Below are 19,060 nucleotides of genomic sequence, written 5' to 3' on the forward strand. Positions count from 1 at the left end.
GGGACGGACCGCATCTGTAGAACTTTCCTCCGTGATGTGCCGCGTCGTCCCCGCACTACCCGACGGAGGAAGACCGCCATGAGTTACGGCGACCCGAACAACCCTTACGGGCAGCCGCCCCAGCAGCCCCCGGCCGCTCCCGGATACGGCTACCCCCAGGCCCCGCCCGGCGTCCCGCCGCAGCAGGGTTACGGCTACCCGCAGCAGCCGGCGTACCCCGGCTACCCGGGCGGCAACATGATGCAGCAGTCGATGCCGGGGCTCCTGGTGACGGCGCGCGTCTTCCTGTTCCTGATCTCGGCCGTGCAGATCCTCTTCGCGATCATCTACCTGTACGTGGGTGCGATCGCCAGCGACGCCGGCGACAGCGGCGAGGACCTGGGCCTCAGCGGCATGGGTGAGGCCGGGGACGCCGTGGCCGGTATCGCGATCATCGGCGCGCTGATCGCCGGTGGCCTCGCGGTGCTCTCCATCATGCTCGGCGTGAAGTTCAGCCGCGGTGGCCAGGGTGTGCGGATCACCACGGTCGTCTACGGCGCGCTCGGCGGCATCGTCGGCCTGATCGGCCTCTTCGTCGGCCTCGACTCCGGTCTCGCGACTGCCATCATCGGCCCGCTGATCTGGGTCACCTTCGCCGTCATCATCACGATCGCCCCGGTCGTGCCGAGCGGCACCGCGTGGTTCAACCGCCCGCGCTACTGAGCGACTTGGCCCTGCACAGGGCACTGACGGTGGCCGCGCCCTTCCCGGAGGAAGGGCGCGGCCACCGTCGTACGCGCACCGGACGCCGCTAGGCGGCTCAGTGGAAGAAGTGGCGCGTGCCCGTGAAGTACATCGTCACGCCCGCCTTCTTCGCGGCCTCGACGACCAGCTCGTCGCGGACCGAACCGCCCGGCTGCACCACGGCCTTGACGCCCGCGGCCGTCAGGATCTCCAGGCCGTCGGGGAACGGGAAGAACGCGTCCGACGCGGCGTACGCACCGTGCGCGCGCTCCTCGCCCGCCCGCTCGACGGCGAGCTTCGCGGAGTCGACGCGGTTGACCTGACCCATGCCGACGCCGACCGACGCGCCGTCCTTGGCCAGCAGGATCGCGTTGGACTTCACCGCGCGCGACGCCTTCCAGGCGAAGGCCAGCTCGGCGAGCTCGCCCGCGTTCAGGGCATCACCCGTGGCGAGCGTCCAGTTGGCGGGGTTGTCGCCCTCGCCCTGGAGGCGGTCGGTGACCTGGAGGAGCGCGCCGCCGTCGATCTGCTTGACCTCCACCGTGTTGGCCGGGGCCTGGTGGGCGCGCAGGACGCGGATGTTCTTCTTCTTGGTGAGGACCTCGAGCGCGCCGTCCTCGTACTCGGGCGCGACGATGACCTCGGTGAAGATGTCGGCGACCTGCTCGGCCATCTCCTTGGAGACCGGGCGGTTGACGGCGATCACGCCGCCGAACGCGGAGAGCGGGTCGCAGGCGTGCGCCTTGCGGTGCGCCTCGGCGACGTTCGCGCCGATCGCGATGCCGCACGGGTTGGCGTGCTTGATGATCGCGACGCAGGGGTCGTCGTGGTCGTACGCGGCACGGCGCGCGGCGTCCGTGTCCGTGTAGTTGTTGTACGACATCTCCTTGCCGTGCAGCTGCTCGGCCTCGGCGAGGCCGCCATTGCCGTCGACGTAGAGGGCGGCGCCCTGGTGCGGGTTCTCGCCGTAGCGCAGGACGTTCTTGCGGGCGTACGCGCTGCCGAGGAACTCGGGGAAGTCCGTACTGTCGGCCGCGCTGTGTTCATCAGCGGCTCCGCCGCGGGCGTCAGCGAACCACGAGGCGACCGCGAGGTCGTACTCCGCGGTGTGACGGAACGCTTCGGCGGCGAGGCGCTTGCGCGCGGTCAGGTCGAACCCGCCGTCACGGACGGCGGCGAGGACGTCGGTGTACCGGTCGGGGCTCGTGATGACCGACACCGAGGGGTGGTTCTTGGCGGCGGCGCGGACCATCGAGGGGCCGCCGATGTCGATCTGCTCCACGCACTCGTCGGGCGTCGCGCCGGACGCGACGGTCGCCTTGAAGGGGTAGAGGTTCACGACGACCAGCTGGAACGGCTCGATGCCGAGCTCGGCGAGCTGGCGCTGGTGGTTCGCCAGGCGCAGGTCGGCGAGGATCCCGGCGTGCACGCGCGGGTGCAGCGTCTTGACCCGGCCGTCCAGGCACTCGGGGAAGCCGGTGAGCTCCTCGACCTTGGTGACGGGCACCCCGGTGGCGGCGATCTTCGCGGCGGTCGAACCGGTCGAGACGAGCTCGACGCCGGCCTCGTGCAGCCCGCGCGCGAGCTCCTCGAGCCCGGTCTTGTCATAGACGCTGATGAGCGCGCGCTTGATCGGGCGCTGCGAGCCGTGCGTACCTTCGGCGGTCACGGGATAAGTACCTTTCGTCCCTCAATGCGGTAGCCGTTACGGGCCAGACGCCCCACGACATCGACGAGCAGCCTTCGCTCGACTTCCTTGATGCGCTCGTGCAGAGCGCTCTCGTCGTCCTCATCCCCGACCGGGACCACGCCCTGGGCGATGATCGGGCCGGTGTCGACGCCGTCGTCGACGAAGTGGACGGTGCATCCCGTGACCTTCGCGCCGTACGCGAGCGCGTCGCGTACGCCGTGGGCCCCGGGGAAGCTGGGCAGCAGGGCGGGGTGCGTGTTGACGAACCGGCCGCCGAACAGAGCGAGGAATTCCTTCCCCACGATCTTCATGAACCCGGCCGACACGACCAGATCGGGCGCGTACGAGGCGGTCGCCTCGGCGAGCGCCTTGTCCCACTCGGCGCGGGTCCCGTGGTCCTTCACCCGGCAGACGAAGGTGGGAATCCCGGCCTGCTCGGCGCGTTCGAGCCCCGCGATGCCGTCGCGGTCGGCGCCGACGGCGACGATCTCGGCGCCGTAGCCGGCCGTCCCGTCCGTCGCGATCTTGTCGAGCAGAGCCTGCAGATTCGTGCCTGATCCGGAGACCAGCACGACCAGGCGCTTGGCCACAGGGCTCTTGGCCACAGCGGGGCCCTTTCTGGGGAGGTGCGTCTTTGTAGGGTCGTACAAAGGCTTCGCATCTTCCAATACGGGGAACTCTACGAAGCGGCCGACCGTCAGCAACGATACCGGCACACGGTGCGGCCCCTCACGGGACGGGGGCGCGGCCGGAAGGTAGCGTCTGCACCAAGACGTCACATGACGTCACACCGTCCAGAAGCTCGCTCGACGCACTGACTCGACACGCTCGATCGACCAAGGGGAAGACGCACACCTGATGCCGGACCGTAGCCTCCGCCTTCCGCTGTCCCTCGCGTTCGGACTGACGCACGCAGGGGGGCGCGGCTCGACGCTGCTGCGCGACGGCCGCCCGTCGTCCCCGCCGCAGGACTCCCAGGGCTCCGGAGGGTCCGATTCCGCGGGCGGCTCGGGCGGCTCGGGCGACTCCGGGTCCTCGAAGGACGACAATCCCTTCGCGCCGCCGCCGGAGGGGACCCCGGACCAGCCGTGGCGGCCCCGCCCCGGCAACGGCGGCGACAGCCCCGACGGCAAGGGCCGTTCCCCCTGGGGCAGCCAGTGGAGCGACCGGCAGCCCGGCCGCTCCCAGGGCGGCGGCTTCGGCGAGCGCCCCGGCAAGGAGGGCGGCGGCCAGGGTCCCGACGGAAGCTCCGGGCCCGGCTCCGGCATGCGCTGGGACCCGACCGATCCCGCCCAGCGCCGCGCTCGGTACGCCCTGCTCTCCGGCATGTGGGCCTTCTTCTTCGCCCTCTTCGGCTGGCGGTACGTGGCCCTGCTCCTGGGCGCGCTCGCGCTGCACTGGGGCATCAGCTCGCTGCGGTCGAAGCCGAAGCAGCCGGATCCGACGGCACCGGCCCCGCAGCAGCCGGCGGCCGACCCCACGGGCACGAAGCCGCAGACCACGGCGGCGGTCAGCGGCCTGGTGACGGCGTCGCTCGCGCTCGCGATGGTGGCGGCGACGTTCGCGGCACAGCTGGTGTACCGCGACTACTACACATGCGTGAGCGACGCCCTGACAAGCCAGTCGAAACAGGAATGCAACGACCTCCTGCCGAAGCAGCTGCGGCCGTTGCTGGGGGAGCGGGACTGACTCCTGGCCGGGGGCCTCGGGCGGTCAATCCGCCCTGGCTCCGCGGCGCGTGCGCTGAGCGCCGCTTCGCGGCGAATTTCTCCCACCCACCCACCCGATCGCCCTGCGGGGTAACGGGCGGGCGGGCGGGAAAGCTTGTGCCGCGAAGCGGCGGTCCGTCGACAAGCGCAGCGGCAGGCCGACGCCTCAGCGTCCTGGGCTGCCGCTCCCCGCAGGGGCAACGACCGCCGGCGGGAGACGGACCGCTAGCGCTTTCAAGCCCCCGGCGGTTCTTCCCGCCCACCGACTCGATGGCCCCGCGGGGTGCCGGGCGGGTGGGCGGGAAAGCTTGTGCCGCGAAGCGGCAGCTTGTCGACAAGCGCAGCAGCAGGGCGACGCCCCCAGGGCCTGGGCTGCCCGCCCCCGCAGGGGCAACGGACCGCCAGCACTTTCAAGCCCCCGGCGGTTCTTCCCGCCCCCCCACTCGATGGCCCCGCCGGGTAACGGGCGGGTGGGTGGGAAAGCTTTTGCCGCGAAGCGGCGGTTTTTGGCGGGGGCGACTGCAAGGCGCCGCCCCTCAAGCTCCCGGCGGCCGCTCAACGCCGGCGTCCCGCAGGGCGGCCCACCGCGCCTCGCGGGACGCCTCGTCGTGCCAGCCCTCCACCGGTCCCGGCCCCGCCGCAGGCGACCGCGGCAAGAAGTCGTACGGCTCGAACGGCTCGTACGGATCCGGTGCGGGCGAAGGCGCCGGCGGCTGCGGCTCCCGGCGGCGGGGAAGGCGAGGCAGCCGTAGATGAGGAGCCCGCAGCCGCAGCTGAGGGACCCGCGGCTTCGGCAACCGGAGCCACGGCAGGCGAGGCGTGGCCCTGCGCGTCCGCAGGCGCCAGGACCGTACCGCCAACGCGAACGGCACGCCCACCACCACCGTCCACCCCAGCGCCGCCGCCCCCGTCTGCCACCACACCGGCCCGAACTCGGCCAGGACGGCCACCCCCATCGGGCCGCCCGCCAGCGCCGCGAGCCCCGCCATGAACACCCCGCACAGCGCCGCCGCCGCCACGGCGACCAGCGCCGTCCGGCTCCGGGTCCACGCCTCGCCCCGCTCGCCGCGGACAGGCGCCGCCGCCCCCGCCGTGAACCACGCGAGGGCGAGCCCCCCGGCCACCGGCACCGCACCCACGGCCCACGTCCACGGCGTACCGGGCCCCTGCGCAGGCACCGCCGCGAGCAGCGGGAACTCCGGCAGCATCGGGGCCTGGCTCACGGCGAGCGGCCCCGCCACACTCCCCGTGCCGAGCGCGAAGCCGGGGCCGAGGCCGTACGCCGCGCCCCACACGGCCGCGTTCGGCACCAGCGCCATGGCGAGCAGCAGCACCGCGAAACGCCCCGACCACACGTCCGTGACCTGCGCGAACGACGCCCTCGCCAGGCCGCCGTGCAGCGCGAGCGACACCGCGACCAGCAGCGCTCCCCCGCCGACCAGCACCACCGCCCCGGCCGACGCGGCCCGCGTGACGGCGCGGACGTGTCGGCGTACGAGGAAGGGACGTACCGCCGCGGGCAGCGCGTGCAGACCGCCCCGCACCACACCCGGCAGCGGCTTCCGGGGCCGTCCGACCGCGGTCCACACCCCCACCGCCGCCGCACAGGTCACGACCATCGGCAGGTGCAGCACCGCGCTCGGCCACGACGGCCGCAGCTCGCCCCCGGCCGCGTACAGCGTCGCGGCGGCGCCGACCAGCAGATAGCCGCCGACCACCCCGCACCACGCGGTCCGCGGCGCCATGCCGCGCTCCTGAGGGTCCGCCGCGTCCCGCGCGGCGCGGTGCGCGAGCCAGCCCGGCAGCACCATCAGGAGCAGCGGCGTGACGCCGACCGGCGCCGGGGCCCCGGAGACCGTGTCCGTACGGATCAGCTCCGTGCCGTGGGCGATCAGCCACACCGCGGCAGCGACATGCAGCGCTCCGTCGGGCCCGCTGTCGGGATAGGGCGAGCTGATCCAGAGGACCATCACCAGGACGGCGCACGAGCCCAGGCCGAGCCCGGCCGCGACAGCACCGCCGAACAGGCACGTCGCCAGTCCGGGTGAGCGGTCCCGGAACCGTTCGACGAGCGTCTTGAGGGGCGGCAACGGGGAGCTGCGGTCGGTGAGGTGAGTCACACCGGCCATGCTCCCAACGACACGCGCTTTCTCCCTGTAACAGGCGAATACCCGATGTGTCGCACAAGATACGTTTATGTACTTTTTCGTACGACGGACCGGCCGCGCCCGCCTGCCCGCCGCACGAACGCCCACGGCCCACGGCGCGGAGAGTCCGACATGACCCAGAGCCCTGCCACACCGTTGCCGTCCCCCAAGGAACGCCGACGTCTGCGCGAGGCGAAGTCCCTGAGCCAGGCCGAGATCGCCGCCCGGGTGGGCGTCACCCGGGAGACGGTCCGCTCCTGGGAGGCCGGCCGCTCGAAGCCGCGCGGCCGCAAGCGTGACATCTACGCGAGGCTGCTCGCCGAGCTCGCGAACGAGCGGACCGTCGCGGGCGAGCTCACCGGCGAGCGCGCGGGCGAGCGTTCCGTACGGCGCCCCAGCTGGGCCCGGGACGCGCCCCCCGCCATCGACGCCAAGGACGGCAAGTCCCCCGCGCGCATCCCGGTGGGCGCGGCGATGAACGGCCACACCCGACCCGACCCGGTGGTGCGGACACCGCCCGCCGCTCCGTCCGCGGCCGGGCCCGATCCGTCCGGGCCCCGCGCGGGAGCCACCACCCCCGCCGAAGCCTTCGACACGCTCTGCGTGACCTGCGCCCCCGGCCTCGTACGCCAGACCTATCTCCTCACCGGCCGCCGCACCCTCGCCCAGGAATCGGTGGAACGCGCCTTCCAGCTCGCCTGGCAGCGCTGGCCCGAGGTCGCCGTGGACCGCGACCCGGCGGGCTGGGTGCGGGCGGCGGCGTACGAGTACGCGATGTCCCCCTGGCACCGGCTGCGCCCCACCCACCGGCACCCCGACGCCCCACCTGCCGAGGCGGCCGACCGCGCCTTCCTGAAGGTTCTGATGAGCCTGCCGCCCGCGCAGCGCCGCACCCTCCTGCTCTACGACGGCGTCGGCCTCGACCTGCCGGACACCGCGGCCGAGACGGAGGCGAGCACGCCCGCGACGGCCAACCGGCTGCTGAACGCGCGCGAGGTGATCGCCGAGAAACTCCCCGACCAGGCGTCGACCCCCGAAGCCCTGCACCAGCGCCTCGGCGAACTGTGCGGCGCGGAGAAACTACGGCCGCCGAACGCGGCCCGGGTACGCACCGGCAGCGAACACCGCGCCCGCTTCTGGACCCGCGCGGCGATCGCCTTCACGGCCCTGATCGTCGGCGCGACGGCCCTCACCCTGAGATCGGCCCCCACCCACTACGAACCCCCACAATCCCCGGGCAAGGCCATCAACGACATCCCCCCACACATGGGCCCCGCCCACCTGACCTACGCGGACCAACTCCTCCACAAGAAACTCCGCGAGGACTTGTCCAGCGGCCCAGAAAAACTGACACCCCTGGCGAGATGAGAAGCCCCGAAAGGGGCGCGGGGAACGGCGCAATCTTTCAGGGGCACGGGGGCTAGCGCACGCTTTCAGGGGCGCGGGGAACGGCGCAGTCTTTCAGGGGCGCGGGGAACTGCGCGACCAGCCACAGCGAGCCCGCAGACAAAAAAGGTGGGCCCCCATCTCGCGCAAGGGAGATGCGGGCCCACCTTCAAAGCTCAAAAGCTCAAAAGCTTCAGCCGGCCAGAATCGCCCGCGCAAGCTTCGCCGTCTCGGTAGGAGTCTTACCCACCTTCACACCCGCAGCCTCAAGCGCTTCCTTCTTGGCGGCAGCCGTACCGGAGGAGCCAGAAACGATGGCACCGGCGTGGCCCATGGTCTTGCCCTCGGGCGCGGTGAAGCCGGCGACGTAACCGACGACCGGCTTCGTCACGTTGGCCTTGATGTAGTCCGCCGCACGCTCCTCCGCGTCACCGCCGATCTCGCCGATCATGACGATCAGGTCAGTGTCGGGGTCGGCCTCGAACGCCTCGAGCGCGTCGATGTGCGTCGTACCGATGACGGGGTCGCCACCGATGCCGACGGCCGAGGAGAAGCCGATGTCACGGAGCTCGTACATCATCTGGTACGTCAGCGTGCCGGACTTCGAGACCAGGCCGATACGGCCCGGCTTCGTGATGTCGCCCGGGATGATGCCGGCGTTCGACTGACCCGGGGTGATGAGACCGGGGCAGTTCGGGCCGATGATGCGGGTCTTGTTGCCCTTCGACTTCGCGTACGCCCAGAAGGCGGCGGAGTCGTGGACGGCGATGCCCTCGGTGATGACGACCGCGAGGGGGATCTCGGCGTCGATCGCCTCGACGACGGCGGCCTTGGAGAAGGCCGGCGGCACGAAGAGGACGGACACGTTGGCGCCCGTGGCCTCCATGGCCTCCTTGACCGAGCCGAAGACCGGTACCTCGGTGCCGTCGAAGTCGACCTTCGTGCCCGCCTTGCGCGGGTTCACGCCGCCGACGATGTTGGTGCCGTCACCCAGCATGAGCTTGGTGTGCTTCATGCCCGTGGCACCGGTCATGCCCTGGACGATGACCTTGCTGTCCTTGTTGAGGAAGATAGCCATGGTGGTGTCTTAACCTCTTCCCTTACTTCGCAGCCGCGAGCTCGGCGGCCTTGTCGGCCGCGCCGTCCATGGTGTCCACGCGCTGCACGAGCGGGTGGTTGGCGTCGCTCAGGATCTTGCGACCCAGCTCCGCGTTGTTGCCGTCGAGGCGCACGACCAGCGGCTTCTCGACCTTCTCGCCCTTCGAGGCGAGCAGCTCGAGGGCCTGCACGATGCCGTTGGCGACCTCGTCGCACGCGGTGATGCCACCGAAGACGTTGACGAAGACGGACTTGACGTCCGAGTCGCCCAGGATGATCTCCAGGCCGTTCGCCATGACCTCGGCGGAGGCGCCGCCACCGATGTCGAGGAAGTTGGCCGGCTTCACGCCGCCGTGGTTCTCACCGGCGTACGCGACGACGTCCAGCGTCGACATGACCAGACCGGCACCGTTGCCGATGATGCCGACCTCGCCGTCGAGCTTCACGTAGTTGAGGTTCTTGGCCTTGGCGGCAGCCTCGAGCGGGTTGGCTGCGTCCTTGTCCTCGAGCGCCTCGTGGTCGGCCTGGCGGAAGTCGGCGTTCTCGTCGAGCGAGACCTTGCCGTCCAGGGCCAGGATGCGGCCGTCCTTGGTCTTGACGAGGGGGTTGACCTCGACGAGGAGCGCGTCCTCGGCGACGAAGGTGTCCCACAGGGTCACCATGGCCTCGGCGACACCCTCGGCCACGTCGGCCGGGAACTTCGCCTGGGCCACGATCTCGCGGGCCTTCTCGATGTTCACGCCCTCGACGGCGTTGACCGGGACCTTCGCGAGGGCCTCGGGGGTCTTCTCCGCGACCTCCTCGATGTCCATGCCGCCCTGCACCGACGCCATGGCGAGGAAGGTGCGGTTGGTGCGGTCGAGGAGGTACGAGACGTAGTACTCCGCCTCGATCTCCGGGGACAGCTCGGCGATCATCACCTTGTGGACCGTGTGGCCCTTGATGTCCATCCCGAGGATGTCCGTCGCGCGAGCGACGGCCTCATCCGGGTTGGCGGCCAGCTTCACGCCGCCGGCCTTGCCGCGGCCACCGACCTTCACCTGGGCCTTGACGACCGACTTGCCGCCCAGCTTCTCGGTGGCCTCGCGCGCCGCCTCAGGCGTGTCGATGACTTCACCGGCCAGCACCGGTACACCGTGCTTGGCGAAGAGGTCCCTCGCCTGGTACTCGAACAGGTCCACGCGCGTCCGTCCCTTTTCCGTGATCTCGCTGCGATCTCGCTGCTTTGTGGTCAGCTGTCTGCGTGGGCGTGCCGCGGAGGGCAACGTGACTGCGCTGTCACAAGGGAGGCGTAGGACGGAGTCCGGTACGCGGCATGTCCGTCTCGCAGGTTATCGCCGTGGGCCGTAGGTCCCTAAATCGCAGATCACATTTGGGCGGTGATGACTGTCACAGATCACGGGCCCGGGAACGGAGCGGGCGGCCCCTGAGGTGACAGGGGCCGCCCGTTTGCTGCTGTTACGACTGGTACAGCTTTGTTCTTCAGGTGGCCGAGGGCGTACGTGTCAGACGGCTCGCACGTCAGACGGCTCGCATGTCAGAATGCGTACGTCGTGGCGTTGTACGCCTGCTCGTACGTCGGCAGGTAATCCGGGGTGACCGAGCCGGCCACGCCCTGGACGCCGGAGACGGCGTTCCCGGCGAGGGCCTGCGCGTCGGGGGCGACGGTGCCCGTCAGGTCCTGCGCGAACGGCGAGACCTGGCCGACGACCCCGCCGGCGAACGGCTGGACGTCGCTCGTGACGCCGTACGCGAGCTCGCCCGCGCTGCCGCCGACGCCCTGCACGACCGGCCGCACCTGGTCGGTGACGGTCCGCACGAGCGGCGAGACCGAGCCGACGACTCCGCCCGCGAAGGGCCGCACGTCGTCGCCGACGACACCCTGCGCGAACGGCGGGACCTCGCCGACGATCCCACCGGCGAACGGCTGGACGTCGCCGACCACACCCTGCGCCAGGTATCCGGCGTCGCCGACCGCCTGCCCTGCGACCGGCACGACACCGTCGACCGCGGTGGCGGCGACCGGCGGCAGCACGGCCGTGGCGGTCTCGTCGACGATCGGGGCGGCGGTCCGCGTGGCGGTCTCGGGAGCCTTGGTCGCGGCGGCCTCGACCTCCGGTGCGAAGGCGGAGAGGGGACCGAAAAGGTAGTCGACGGAGTCTTCGGGGGTGCTGACGTCCGGGGTGCTGACCTCGGGGGTCTTGATCTGCTCTGCGGCCTTTTGGGTGGCGGGCTTCGCTTCGGTCTTCGCTTCGGTGACGGTGGACTTCGCCTCGGCGACGGTGGACTCAGCCTCGGCCTTGACGTCGTCGACCGCGTCGACCGCGTCGACCGCGTCGAAGGTGTTGTCCGGCAGGGCGACGGAGTGCTGCGGCAGTTCGTCCGCGCTGGCCACGGCGGAACCGAGTGCCCAGGCACCCGTGACACCGGCGGCTATGACGATGGAACGACGGATGTTCTTGTTCATGCGTGCTTCAGATCCTTCGAATTCTGGCTGTGAATCCGACCTGGAGGCGTACGTACGTCCGGTCGGCGGGCAGACCTTTGCCACCCCCGCGCGGCAGGTCTTCGCAGGGAAAGGGCTGCCCTAGCCAGGGAATTCGGGAATGTCCCGGTGTCGTTCGAGGACCGGCGCGGAAACCTGAGCGGCTTCGACGCCCCGCAGAAGCCGCACGGGCGCACGGCTGTCGGACGAGGCGGCACACGGATCACCGTGGCGCAACGAACTGCCGTCACCGGCCGACTGCCCGCCCAGCGTCCGCGCGGGATCACCGGGCACGGACGGGAACGGCTCCTGCCCGGTCCGGTTCGCGTCGCCGGTATGCGCGTAGGTGAGGGGCAGGGCCAGGGGAAGGGGCAGGGGGAGAGTGCGGGCGCGGGCACCTGTTCCGTACGAGGACTCGCCCCGCGTCACGTGCTTCGCGGAAGCCGCCTCGCCCTGCCCGGCATTGGGAACCTGGGGCTCGGAACCGCCACCTTCGCCGTCGCCCGTGCCGGAGCCAGCGCCGGGCTGCGGCAGCTCTGGAACACCGGGCACGCCGGGCACGCCGGGCACGCCGGGAACGCCAGGCAAATCGGGCGCGCCCGGCATCCCGGGAGCTTCGGGGAGGACCCGCTGCGGCGCACCCTCGACGACTCCGGTGACCCCGTCCACGACCGGCCGCACAACACCCCGCGCGGCGCCCCGCACCACGGGCTCGGCGGCTTCGACCACAGGCTCCACGACGGGCTCGGCCGCAGCATGACGCACGGCGTCGCGCCCGCCCCGAGCGGCCTCGGCCACCCGCTCCCGAGCCGGTTCCGCAGACCGAACCGGCTCCGCAGACCGAACCGGTTCCGCAGACCGCACCGACTCCACACGTTCCGGGACCGGCACGCCATCCGCCGCCTGCGCGCGCTCACCGCACAGAAATCCCAGCGCGAGCAACCCGACCAGCAACAGCACCACTTGCAGCGCACGCCGCCCGGCCACGGCGCGCGTCACGCGCACAGCGGCATCGGGCAGAACGACTGCTGCGGGAGTCAAGACGAGAAGGTTCCTCTGCTGGGCCGGGAGTTCCCGGACGGCGTTCGCTCCGGGAGTGAAGCCCGCCGATCCTCGCACGGGCTGCCCGCCCTCGCGCAAGCCCCCTGTTACCGATGCGTATTCATGTCCGGTATGGGCAGAGGACGCTTCTCGATCGCCGCTGCCATCACCTCCGGGAAGAGGTCGGGGGTGCAGGCGAAGGCCGGTGCGTCCAACGCCGAGAGCGCCGCCGCGTGTTCACGGTCGTACGCGGGCGTCCCCTCGTCGGAGAGCGCGAGCAGCGTCACGAACTGCACGCCGGACGCCTTCATCGCCGCGACCCGCTTCAGCATCTCGTTGCGTATGCCCCCTTCGTAGAGGTCGCTGATGAGGACGACGATGGTGTCGGCGGGCCGGGTGATCTGCGACTGGCAGTAGGCGAGCGCCCGGTTGATGTCGGTACCGCCCCCCAACTGCGTGCCGAACAGCACATCCACCGGATCGTCGAGCTGATCGGTCAGATCGACGACGTTCGTGTCGAAGACGACGAGCCGTGTGTTGAGCGACCGCATCGAACCGAGCACGGCACCGAACACCGAGGCATAGACGACGGACGCGGCCATCGAGCCCGACTGGTCGATGCAGAGGATGACCTCCTTCTTCACGGACTGCGCTGCCCGTCCGTACCCGATGAGGCGCTCGGGCACGATCGTCTTGTACTCCGGCAGGTAGTTCTTGAGGTTGGCCGCGATCGTGCGGTTCCAGTCGATGTCGTGATGGCGCGGCCTGCTGACCCGGGCGCTGCGGTCGAGGGCGCCGGTGAGGGTGGCGCGGGTGCGCGTGGCGAGCCGCTTCTCGAGGTCCTCGACCACCTTGCGCACGACGGCCCGCGCGGTCTCCTTCGTGGTCTCCGGCATGGCCTTGTTGAGGGAGAGAAGCGTCCCCACCAGGTGTACGTCGGCTTCCACGGCCTCCAGCATCTCTGGCTCCAGGAGCAGCGTCGACAGACCGAGCCGCTCGATGGCGTCGCGCTGCATCACCTGGACGACGGACGTGGGGAAGTACTTCCGGATGTCCCCGAGCCAACGCGACACGGACGGCGCGGACGCCCCGAGCCCCGCCGACCGCTCCCGCGACCGCTCCCTCTTCCCTCCGTCCCTTCCCTCTCCCCCGTACAAAGCCCCGAGCGCCCCGTCCATCGCCGCGTCCCGCCTGGCGAGCTCACACCCGGTCCCCTCGCCCTCGCCCCCACCCAACACAAGCCGCCACCGCCGCATCCGCTCCCCGGCCGCATCCCCGCCCGTCATGGCCTCAGCGCCCCCTGACCTGCCTTGAGCGACGTCCTGCGTCATCGGCTCACCCCCACAAGATCGATACCGTCATCGGCCCCAAGTCCGCCCTCAGGCCCGCCATCGGCGCCGGACCCAGCCCCGGCCCCCTCCCCCAGCAACAGACGCAGCACCGGCAGAACCGCGTCCGCACGCTCCCCGTCCAACTCCGCCCCGAAGCCGGGTATCCCGCCGGCGAGGGTCGCGGCGCCGCCCGTCGCCGGGCCGCGTCGCACCAATTCACCCAGCGTCCGCCGTACCCCCGGTTCGTACGCCGAGAAGGTGCGCCGCAGCAGTGGGAGTACGTCGGTGAAGGCGCGGTCGGGGACCCCGGTCAGCCAGGCGTCGACCAGACCGAGCAGCCGCTCGTCGTGCACGAGCAACATCCCGCCGCCCGAGCCGCCTCCCACGAAGCCCTCGATCCAGGCCGCTGCTTCGGCGGGCTCGGTCCCCCGTGACAGGGCGAGCCCCATGAGCCGGGCGGTTTCGTCCTCGGCCAACTCCCCGCTGTCCGTGAGGATGCGCACGCACAGCCCACGGACCACCCCCGCAATGCTCTCCCGCTCCCCGAGCACTCGCAGAACGGAGTACCAGCGACCCCGCATACCGGCCCCGAGCGGGGTCGGCCGCACCCCCGCCTCCCCCGCACCCGCCCGGCCTTCGCCCAGCTCCCCCAGCAGGCCCACCGCCTGGTGCACGGCGTCCACATGCCCCCGCATCTCGAGCGCCGCGTCCCCGTCGAGTCCCGCGCACGCTGGCGGCAGCCCGACGAACACCCGCTCGGCCAGGCCCACGGCCACCTCACCGAGGGCAACGGTGTCCGTGCCCCGCACATCCCCGTACCGAAGCGACCGCACCAACGCGGGCAACGCCTGCGCCAGATGCCCGACATCCGCGTCCAGCGCCGCCCGGTCCGCGAGGACCCGCATCACCACGGGCAGCGCGTCCGGCAACTCGGCCAGCAGACACCGCTCGGCCAGCGCCGTGACATCGGACAGCGCCCCGGCCCCGACGGCATCGGACTCCGCCCGCGCGGTGGCCGAAGCCAACACGGTCGTCCCCCAGACCCCCGCCTCCGCCACCCGCACGGAAAGCTCCGGCTCCCACCGCAGCCGCCACGTCTCCCGGAACGTCCCCGTGCTCCCCCGCGACTCCACGGGCTCGCCCCAGCCGATGCCGAGCAGCCGCAGGCGATGCAGCAGCCTGCTGCGCGCCGCGTCCGTGTCCTTGCGCAGGTCGAGCTCCAACTCCCGCTCGAGCGCCTCGGGCTTGAGCCGGAGTTTTCGCTGGAGCCGCGTGAGATCCCGCTGCAACGGCACCGCCGGCGCGGAGTCCGGCACCTCCCCCAGGACATCCCCGACGACGAGCTTGTCGTGCACGAGGGAGAGCGGCACGTCCGACCCCTCGCACATCACCGCCCGGATCGCGTCCGTCGTCTCGGTGAGCCCCGGCAGCGGGCGCCCCCGCATCACGGCGAGCGTGTCCGCGAGCCGCACCGCCTCGATGACATGCGCGGACGACACCATCCTGTCCTCGTCCCGCAGGAGCCGCGCGACCTTGGTCAGCCAGCGCTCGACGGGCCGGTCGGGCGCGCCGAACAGATGCCCGTACCAACCCGGCGAAGCGATTCCCGCGCCGTATCCGCTGGCCCGGGAGAGGCGGCGGTGCGTCCAGGGCACCCAGGTCATGTCGACCTTCACCTTCGGCAGCCCCTTGAGCAGCGCCCGGTCCGCAGCGGCCGTCACCTTCTGCCGCAGCGCGGGCACATGCCAGGCCCCGCACACGACCGCGACGTCGGCCGCCCCGAACTCCCGCTGCGCCACCCGCACTTGAATGCGCATGTACGCCTCGCGCACCAGATCGCGGTCGTGCCCGCCCGTCCCGTACTCCTCGCGCAGCGCCCCCATGGCCTCGCCCAGCGCGTCGAACGGCGCGAACGCGTCCCCGCCTCCGTGCCGGTGCTCGACGACGTCCTCCCACCACCGCTCCGGATCGTCGTACCCGGCGGCCTCGGCGAGCACCGCCAGCGGATCGATCCGCACCGCGTCGACATCCGCGTCCCCCGCGGCTCCCGCGTCCCCGGGTTCGCCCGGTTCCCCCTCCGCGGCGTCCTGCGCCCCCTCGGCCCGCGCCAGCGAATGCGCCGCCGGAAGATCCATGAACCGGACCGGGACCCCCGCCCCCGCGGCCCACTTGATCGCCACCCACTCCGGCGAGAACTCCGCCAGCGGCCAGAACGCCGAGCGGCCCGGCTCGTCGACCACATGCGCGAGCAGCGCGACCGGCGGCCGCATCCCCTCGTCCGCCGCGAGCGCCACCAGCGCGTCGGCTTCCGGCGGACCCTCGATCAACACCACACGCGGCGCACCCGCCTCAAGCGCGGCCCGCACCGCACGCGCCGAACCCGGCCCGTGATGCCTCACTCCCAGCAGCAAAGGCCCCTCGCCAGCCCGTGTCGTCATCCCCCGCACCTCGCCGCTCATGTCCGCTCCTCCCCGTCACCCGCGAACCAGCCACCGTCACACCGACACCCACAGCCACGCCCACGCCCCCGTTCGTCACGCGCTCACCTCACGGCACGCGCGGTAGAAGTCCTTCCAACCGTCACGCTCACGCACCACCGCCTCCAGGTACTCCTGCCAGATCACCCGGTCCGCCGCCGGGTCACGGACGACCGCGCCGAGGATGCCCGCCGCGACATCCCCCGGCCGCAGCACGCCGTCCCCGAAGTGGGCAGCCAGGGCGAGGCCGTTGGTCACCACGGAGATCGCCTCAGCCGTCGAGAGCGTGCCGCTCGGCGACTTCACCTTCGTGCGCCCGTCGGCCGTCACCCCGTCCCGCAGCTCGCGGAAGACGGTGACGACGCGGCGTATCTCGTCGATCCCCTCGGGCCCGGACGGCAGGTCGAGCGAGCGCCCGATCTGGTCGACGCGCCGCGACACGATGTCGACCTCGGCTTCCGCGGTCTCGGGCAGCGGAAGGACCACCGTGTTGAAGCGGCGGCGCAGCGCGCTCGACAGGTCGTTGACCCCGCGGTCGCGGTTGTTGGCCGTGGCGATGAGGTTGAAGCCGCGCACGGCCTGCACCTCCTGGCCCAACTCCGGTATGGGGAGCGTCTTCTCCGACAGGATCGTGATCAGCGTGTCCTGTACGTCCGCGGGAATGCGGGTCAGCTCCTCGACCCGCGCCGTCATGCCGTCGGCCATGGCCCGCATGACGGGACTCGGCACGAGCGCGTCGCGGCTTGGGCCGTGCGCGAGCAGCTGCGCGTAGTTCCAGCCGTACCGGATCGCCTCCTCCGGCGTGCCGGCCGTGCCCTGCACGAGCAGCGTCGAGTCCCCGCTGACGGCGGCCGCCAGATGCTCGGACACCCAGGTCTTCGCGGTGCCGGGCACGCCGAGCAGGAGCAGGGCACGGTCCGTGGCGAGGGTGGTGACGGCGACCTCGACGATCCGGCGCGGCCCCACGTACTTCGGCGAGATCACCGTCCCGTCGGGCAGCGTGCCACCGAGCAGATACGTCGCGACCGCCCAGGGCGAGAGCCGCCAGCGGGCGGGCCTTGGCCGGTCGTCCTGCGCGGCGAGCGCGGCCAGTTCGGCGGCGAACGCCTGCTCGGCGTGCGGCCGCAGCGCCTCCGCGTCCCCCGCGGGCGCGGCCGTGGATGCAGCGGACGCGGCGGTCGTGGACGCGGGCTGGTTCTCGGTCGACGAGGTCGTCGAGTCGACGGACACGGTCATGGAGCGATCCCCCTCCAACTCGTCCGGGCGCATCTGGCCCGGATGTGGTTCCCACCGTGCACCACGCCACTGACAATCGACCCTTGCACGCCTCTGACCTGCACGAATACCGATCGCGAGATCGATTGTCAGTGGCGGGATCTACCTTCGATGACATGACTCAGCAGGGGGTGCGCTGGACGGCGGATCAGGTGCTGGCACTGGCGCCTGACGTCCCGTCACGCAAGGCGGGAAGCAAACTCGGCGTCGCCGGCCCATGGTCGGAGGCGGGCAGTTCGGGCGAGGGGGCGGTGTGGGGACTGTGCAAGGGCAGTGGCAGCAAGCCGTATCAGACGATCGTCGACATCGCGGACATCACCGGCGCCGCGGGCCCGGCGTACAAGTGCAGTTGTCCGAGCCGCAAGTTCCCGTGCAAACACGCGCTCGGGCTGCTGCTGCTCTGGTCGGGCGAGGACGGCTCGGTCGGTGCGGTGCCGGACGCACAGCCGCCGGAGTGGGCCGAGGAGTGGCTGGCGGGGCGGCGCAAGAGAGCGGAGACGAAGCGGGCCCCGGACACCGGGCCGGGCTCGCCGGTCGCCGATCCCGAGGGCGCACGCCGCCGGGCGGAGCGCCGGGCCGAGCGGGTCACGGCGGGGGTGACGGAGCTGGAGCAGCGCCTCTCCGATCTGCTGCGGGGCGGCATAGCCGCCGCTGAGCAGACGGGGTACGGCCTGTGGGAGGAGACGGCCGCCCGCATGGTGGACGCCCAGGCGCCTGGTCTGGCCTCGCGCGTGCGGGAGTTGGGTGCCATACCGTCCTCGGGTCCCGGCTGGCCGGTACGGATGCTGGAGGAGTGCGCGCTCCTGCACCTCCTGGACCAGGGCTGGCTGCACCGCGAGCGGCTGCCTGAGCCCTTGGCGGCCACGGTCCGTTCCCGTATCGGCCTGCCCACCCCGGCGCAGGGCCCGCCGGCGCGGGACCAGTGGCTGGTGCTCGCGCAGTACGACACGGCGGACAGCAAGCTCACCACCCGCCGGATATGGCTGTACGGCACGGAGTCTGGACGGACGGCCCTGCTCCTTTCGTACGGAGCCGCCGGACGCGCACCTGCCCTGGCGCTCCCGGTGGGCCTCGCGCTGGACGCCGAGCTGGCCTCGTATCCGGGTGCCGGGCAGTTGCGGGCCGACCTGGGCGAGCAGTTCGGTGCTCCCGCGCCGACCACCGTTCGGCCGCCGGGCGTGCGAACGGAACAGGCCGCGCGTCGCTACGGGGACATGCTGCGGGACGACCCCTGGCTGGATTCCTGGCCGGTGACGTTGAGCGACGTCATACCGACCCCACACCCGGGGCCCGCATCCGACGGCTGGCAACTGGTGGATGCGGAAGGCGACATGGCGCTGCCGATCACCCCTTCCGCCGCGTCCCGAGCGGGCCTGTGGCGGCTGGTGGCACTTTCCGGAGGCGCTCCGGTGACGGTCTTCGGCGAGTGTGGTCACGAGGGCTTCACCCCTCTGACTGCCTGGCCGCGCGGAGCGGGAGAGGCAGTCGCCCTGTGCTGACCTCGCTCCGGCAGATCAGCGGAACCCGGCAGATCCAAGGCGGCACCGCCGGACGAAGACCCGAAGGATGCGAAACCCGCGAGCCAGGCGAGCGACGCGCACAACGCGAGCTTCGTGAAGACCGCTGGAAGACCTGAGAGATCTGGAAAACCTGAGAGACCTGGAAGCCCTGAGAGACCTGCAAGCCCTGAGAGACCTG

Annotated in this window: 14 protein-coding genes; 4 read left to right on the forward strand and 10 right to left on the reverse strand. The window is 71.7% G+C overall.

From position 1 onward, the window contains the following. Positions 1 to 78: 78 nt before the first annotated feature. A complete protein-coding gene (locus AB0M70_RS26350; RefSeq protein WP_365823401.1) occupies positions 79 to 702 on the forward strand; it encodes a hypothetical protein in 624 nt (207 codons plus the stop codon). 97 nt (positions 703 to 799) lie between these two features. Here AB0M70_RS26350 and purH read toward each other — a convergent pair whose 3' ends face one another. Together purH and purN are read right to left on the reverse strand one after the other, a co-directional pair. After that, positions 800 to 2,392, reverse strand: a complete 1,593-nt coding sequence (gene purH / locus AB0M70_RS26355; protein ID WP_365823403.1) for a bifunctional phosphoribosylaminoimidazolecarboxamide formyltransferase/IMP cyclohydrolase — start codon at positions 2,390 to 2,392, stop codon at positions 800 to 802. Next, entirely contained in the window at positions 2,389 to 3,018 is a 630-nt protein-coding gene (gene purN, locus AB0M70_RS26360; protein WP_365823405.1) for a phosphoribosylglycinamide formyltransferase, read from the reverse strand. Before purN ends, purH begins: the two co-directional genes overlap by 4 nt. A 253-nt stretch (positions 3,019 to 3,271) precedes the next feature. On the opposite strand from purN, the gene AB0M70_RS26365 reads away from it, so the two are divergent. Further along, positions 3,272 to 4,102 (forward strand): hypothetical protein, encoded by an 831-nt coding sequence (locus AB0M70_RS26365; protein ID WP_365823407.1) that lies wholly within the window; start codon positions 3,272 to 3,274, stop codon positions 4,100 to 4,102. A 556-nt stretch (positions 4,103 to 4,658) separates the two neighbouring features. Here AB0M70_RS26365 and AB0M70_RS26370 read toward each other — a convergent pair. Then, positions 4,659 to 6,251: a DUF6350 family protein gene (locus AB0M70_RS26370; RefSeq protein ID WP_365823409.1), complete on the reverse strand. Its 1,593-nt coding sequence runs from the start codon at positions 6,249 to 6,251 to the stop codon at positions 4,659 to 4,661. Between the two features lie 150 nt (positions 6,252 to 6,401). On the opposite strand from AB0M70_RS26370, the gene AB0M70_RS26375 reads away from it, so the two are divergent. Beyond that, entirely contained in the window at positions 6,402 to 7,637 is a 1,236-nt protein-coding gene (locus AB0M70_RS26375; RefSeq protein WP_365823411.1) for a helix-turn-helix domain-containing protein, read from the forward strand. A gap of 211 nt (positions 7,638 to 7,848) precedes the next feature. Here the strand turns inward: AB0M70_RS26375 and sucD are convergent, their stop codons facing one another. The 7 genes from sucD to AB0M70_RS26410 all read right to left on the reverse strand — a co-directional run bounded on the left by sucD (position 7,849) and on the right by AB0M70_RS26410 (position 17,323). Beyond that, the gene (gene sucD / locus AB0M70_RS26380; RefSeq protein ID WP_160506736.1) at positions 7,849 to 8,733 is read right to left on the reverse strand and encodes a succinate--CoA ligase subunit alpha; all 885 of its coding nucleotides are present in this window, start codon (positions 8,731 to 8,733) and stop codon (positions 7,849 to 7,851) included. Between the two features lie 22 nt (positions 8,734 to 8,755). Next, complete coding sequence (gene sucC, locus AB0M70_RS26385; protein WP_365823414.1) at positions 8,756 to 9,934, reverse strand: ADP-forming succinate--CoA ligase subunit beta; 1,179 nt, start codon at positions 9,932 to 9,934, stop codon at positions 8,756 to 8,758. Positions 9,935 to 10,290: 356 nt separating this feature from the next. Beyond that, a complete protein-coding gene (locus AB0M70_RS26390; protein ID WP_365823416.1) occupies positions 10,291 to 11,220 on the reverse strand; it encodes a hypothetical protein in 930 nt (309 codons plus the stop codon). A gap of 120 nt (positions 11,221 to 11,340) precedes the next feature. Continuing rightward, on the reverse strand, positions 11,341 to 12,279 hold the full coding sequence (locus AB0M70_RS26395; RefSeq protein ID WP_365823418.1) for a hypothetical protein: 939 nt from the start codon (positions 12,277 to 12,279) through the stop codon (positions 11,341 to 11,343). Positions 12,280 to 12,386: 107 nt separating this feature from the next. Next, positions 12,387 to 13,565, reverse strand: a complete 1,179-nt coding sequence (locus tag AB0M70_RS26400; protein ID WP_365823420.1) for a VWA domain-containing protein — start codon at positions 13,563 to 13,565, stop codon at positions 12,387 to 12,389. 41 nt (positions 13,566 to 13,606) lie between these two features. Next, a complete protein-coding gene (locus tag AB0M70_RS26405; protein WP_365823422.1) occupies positions 13,607 to 16,048 on the reverse strand; it encodes a DUF5682 family protein in 2,442 nt (813 codons plus the stop codon). Positions 16,049 to 16,144: 96 nt separating this feature from the next. Then, complete coding sequence (locus tag AB0M70_RS26410; protein ID WP_365823424.1) at positions 16,145 to 17,323, reverse strand: AAA family ATPase; 1,179 nt, start codon at positions 17,321 to 17,323, stop codon at positions 16,145 to 16,147. 155 nt (positions 17,324 to 17,478) lie between these two features. Between AB0M70_RS26410 and AB0M70_RS26415 the strand changes: the two genes are divergently transcribed. Then, positions 17,479 to 18,861 carry an SWIM zinc finger family protein gene (locus tag AB0M70_RS26415; protein ID WP_365823426.1) on the forward strand — a complete coding sequence of 461 codons (1,383 nt, stop codon included), beginning with the start codon at positions 17,479 to 17,481 and terminating at the stop codon, positions 18,859 to 18,861. Positions 18,862 to 19,060: the final 199 nt, after the last annotated feature.

This window comes from Streptomyces sp. NPDC051214 (assembly GCF_040682375.1).
Taxonomy (GTDB): domain Bacteria; phylum Actinomycetota; class Actinomycetes; order Streptomycetales; family Streptomycetaceae; genus Streptomyces.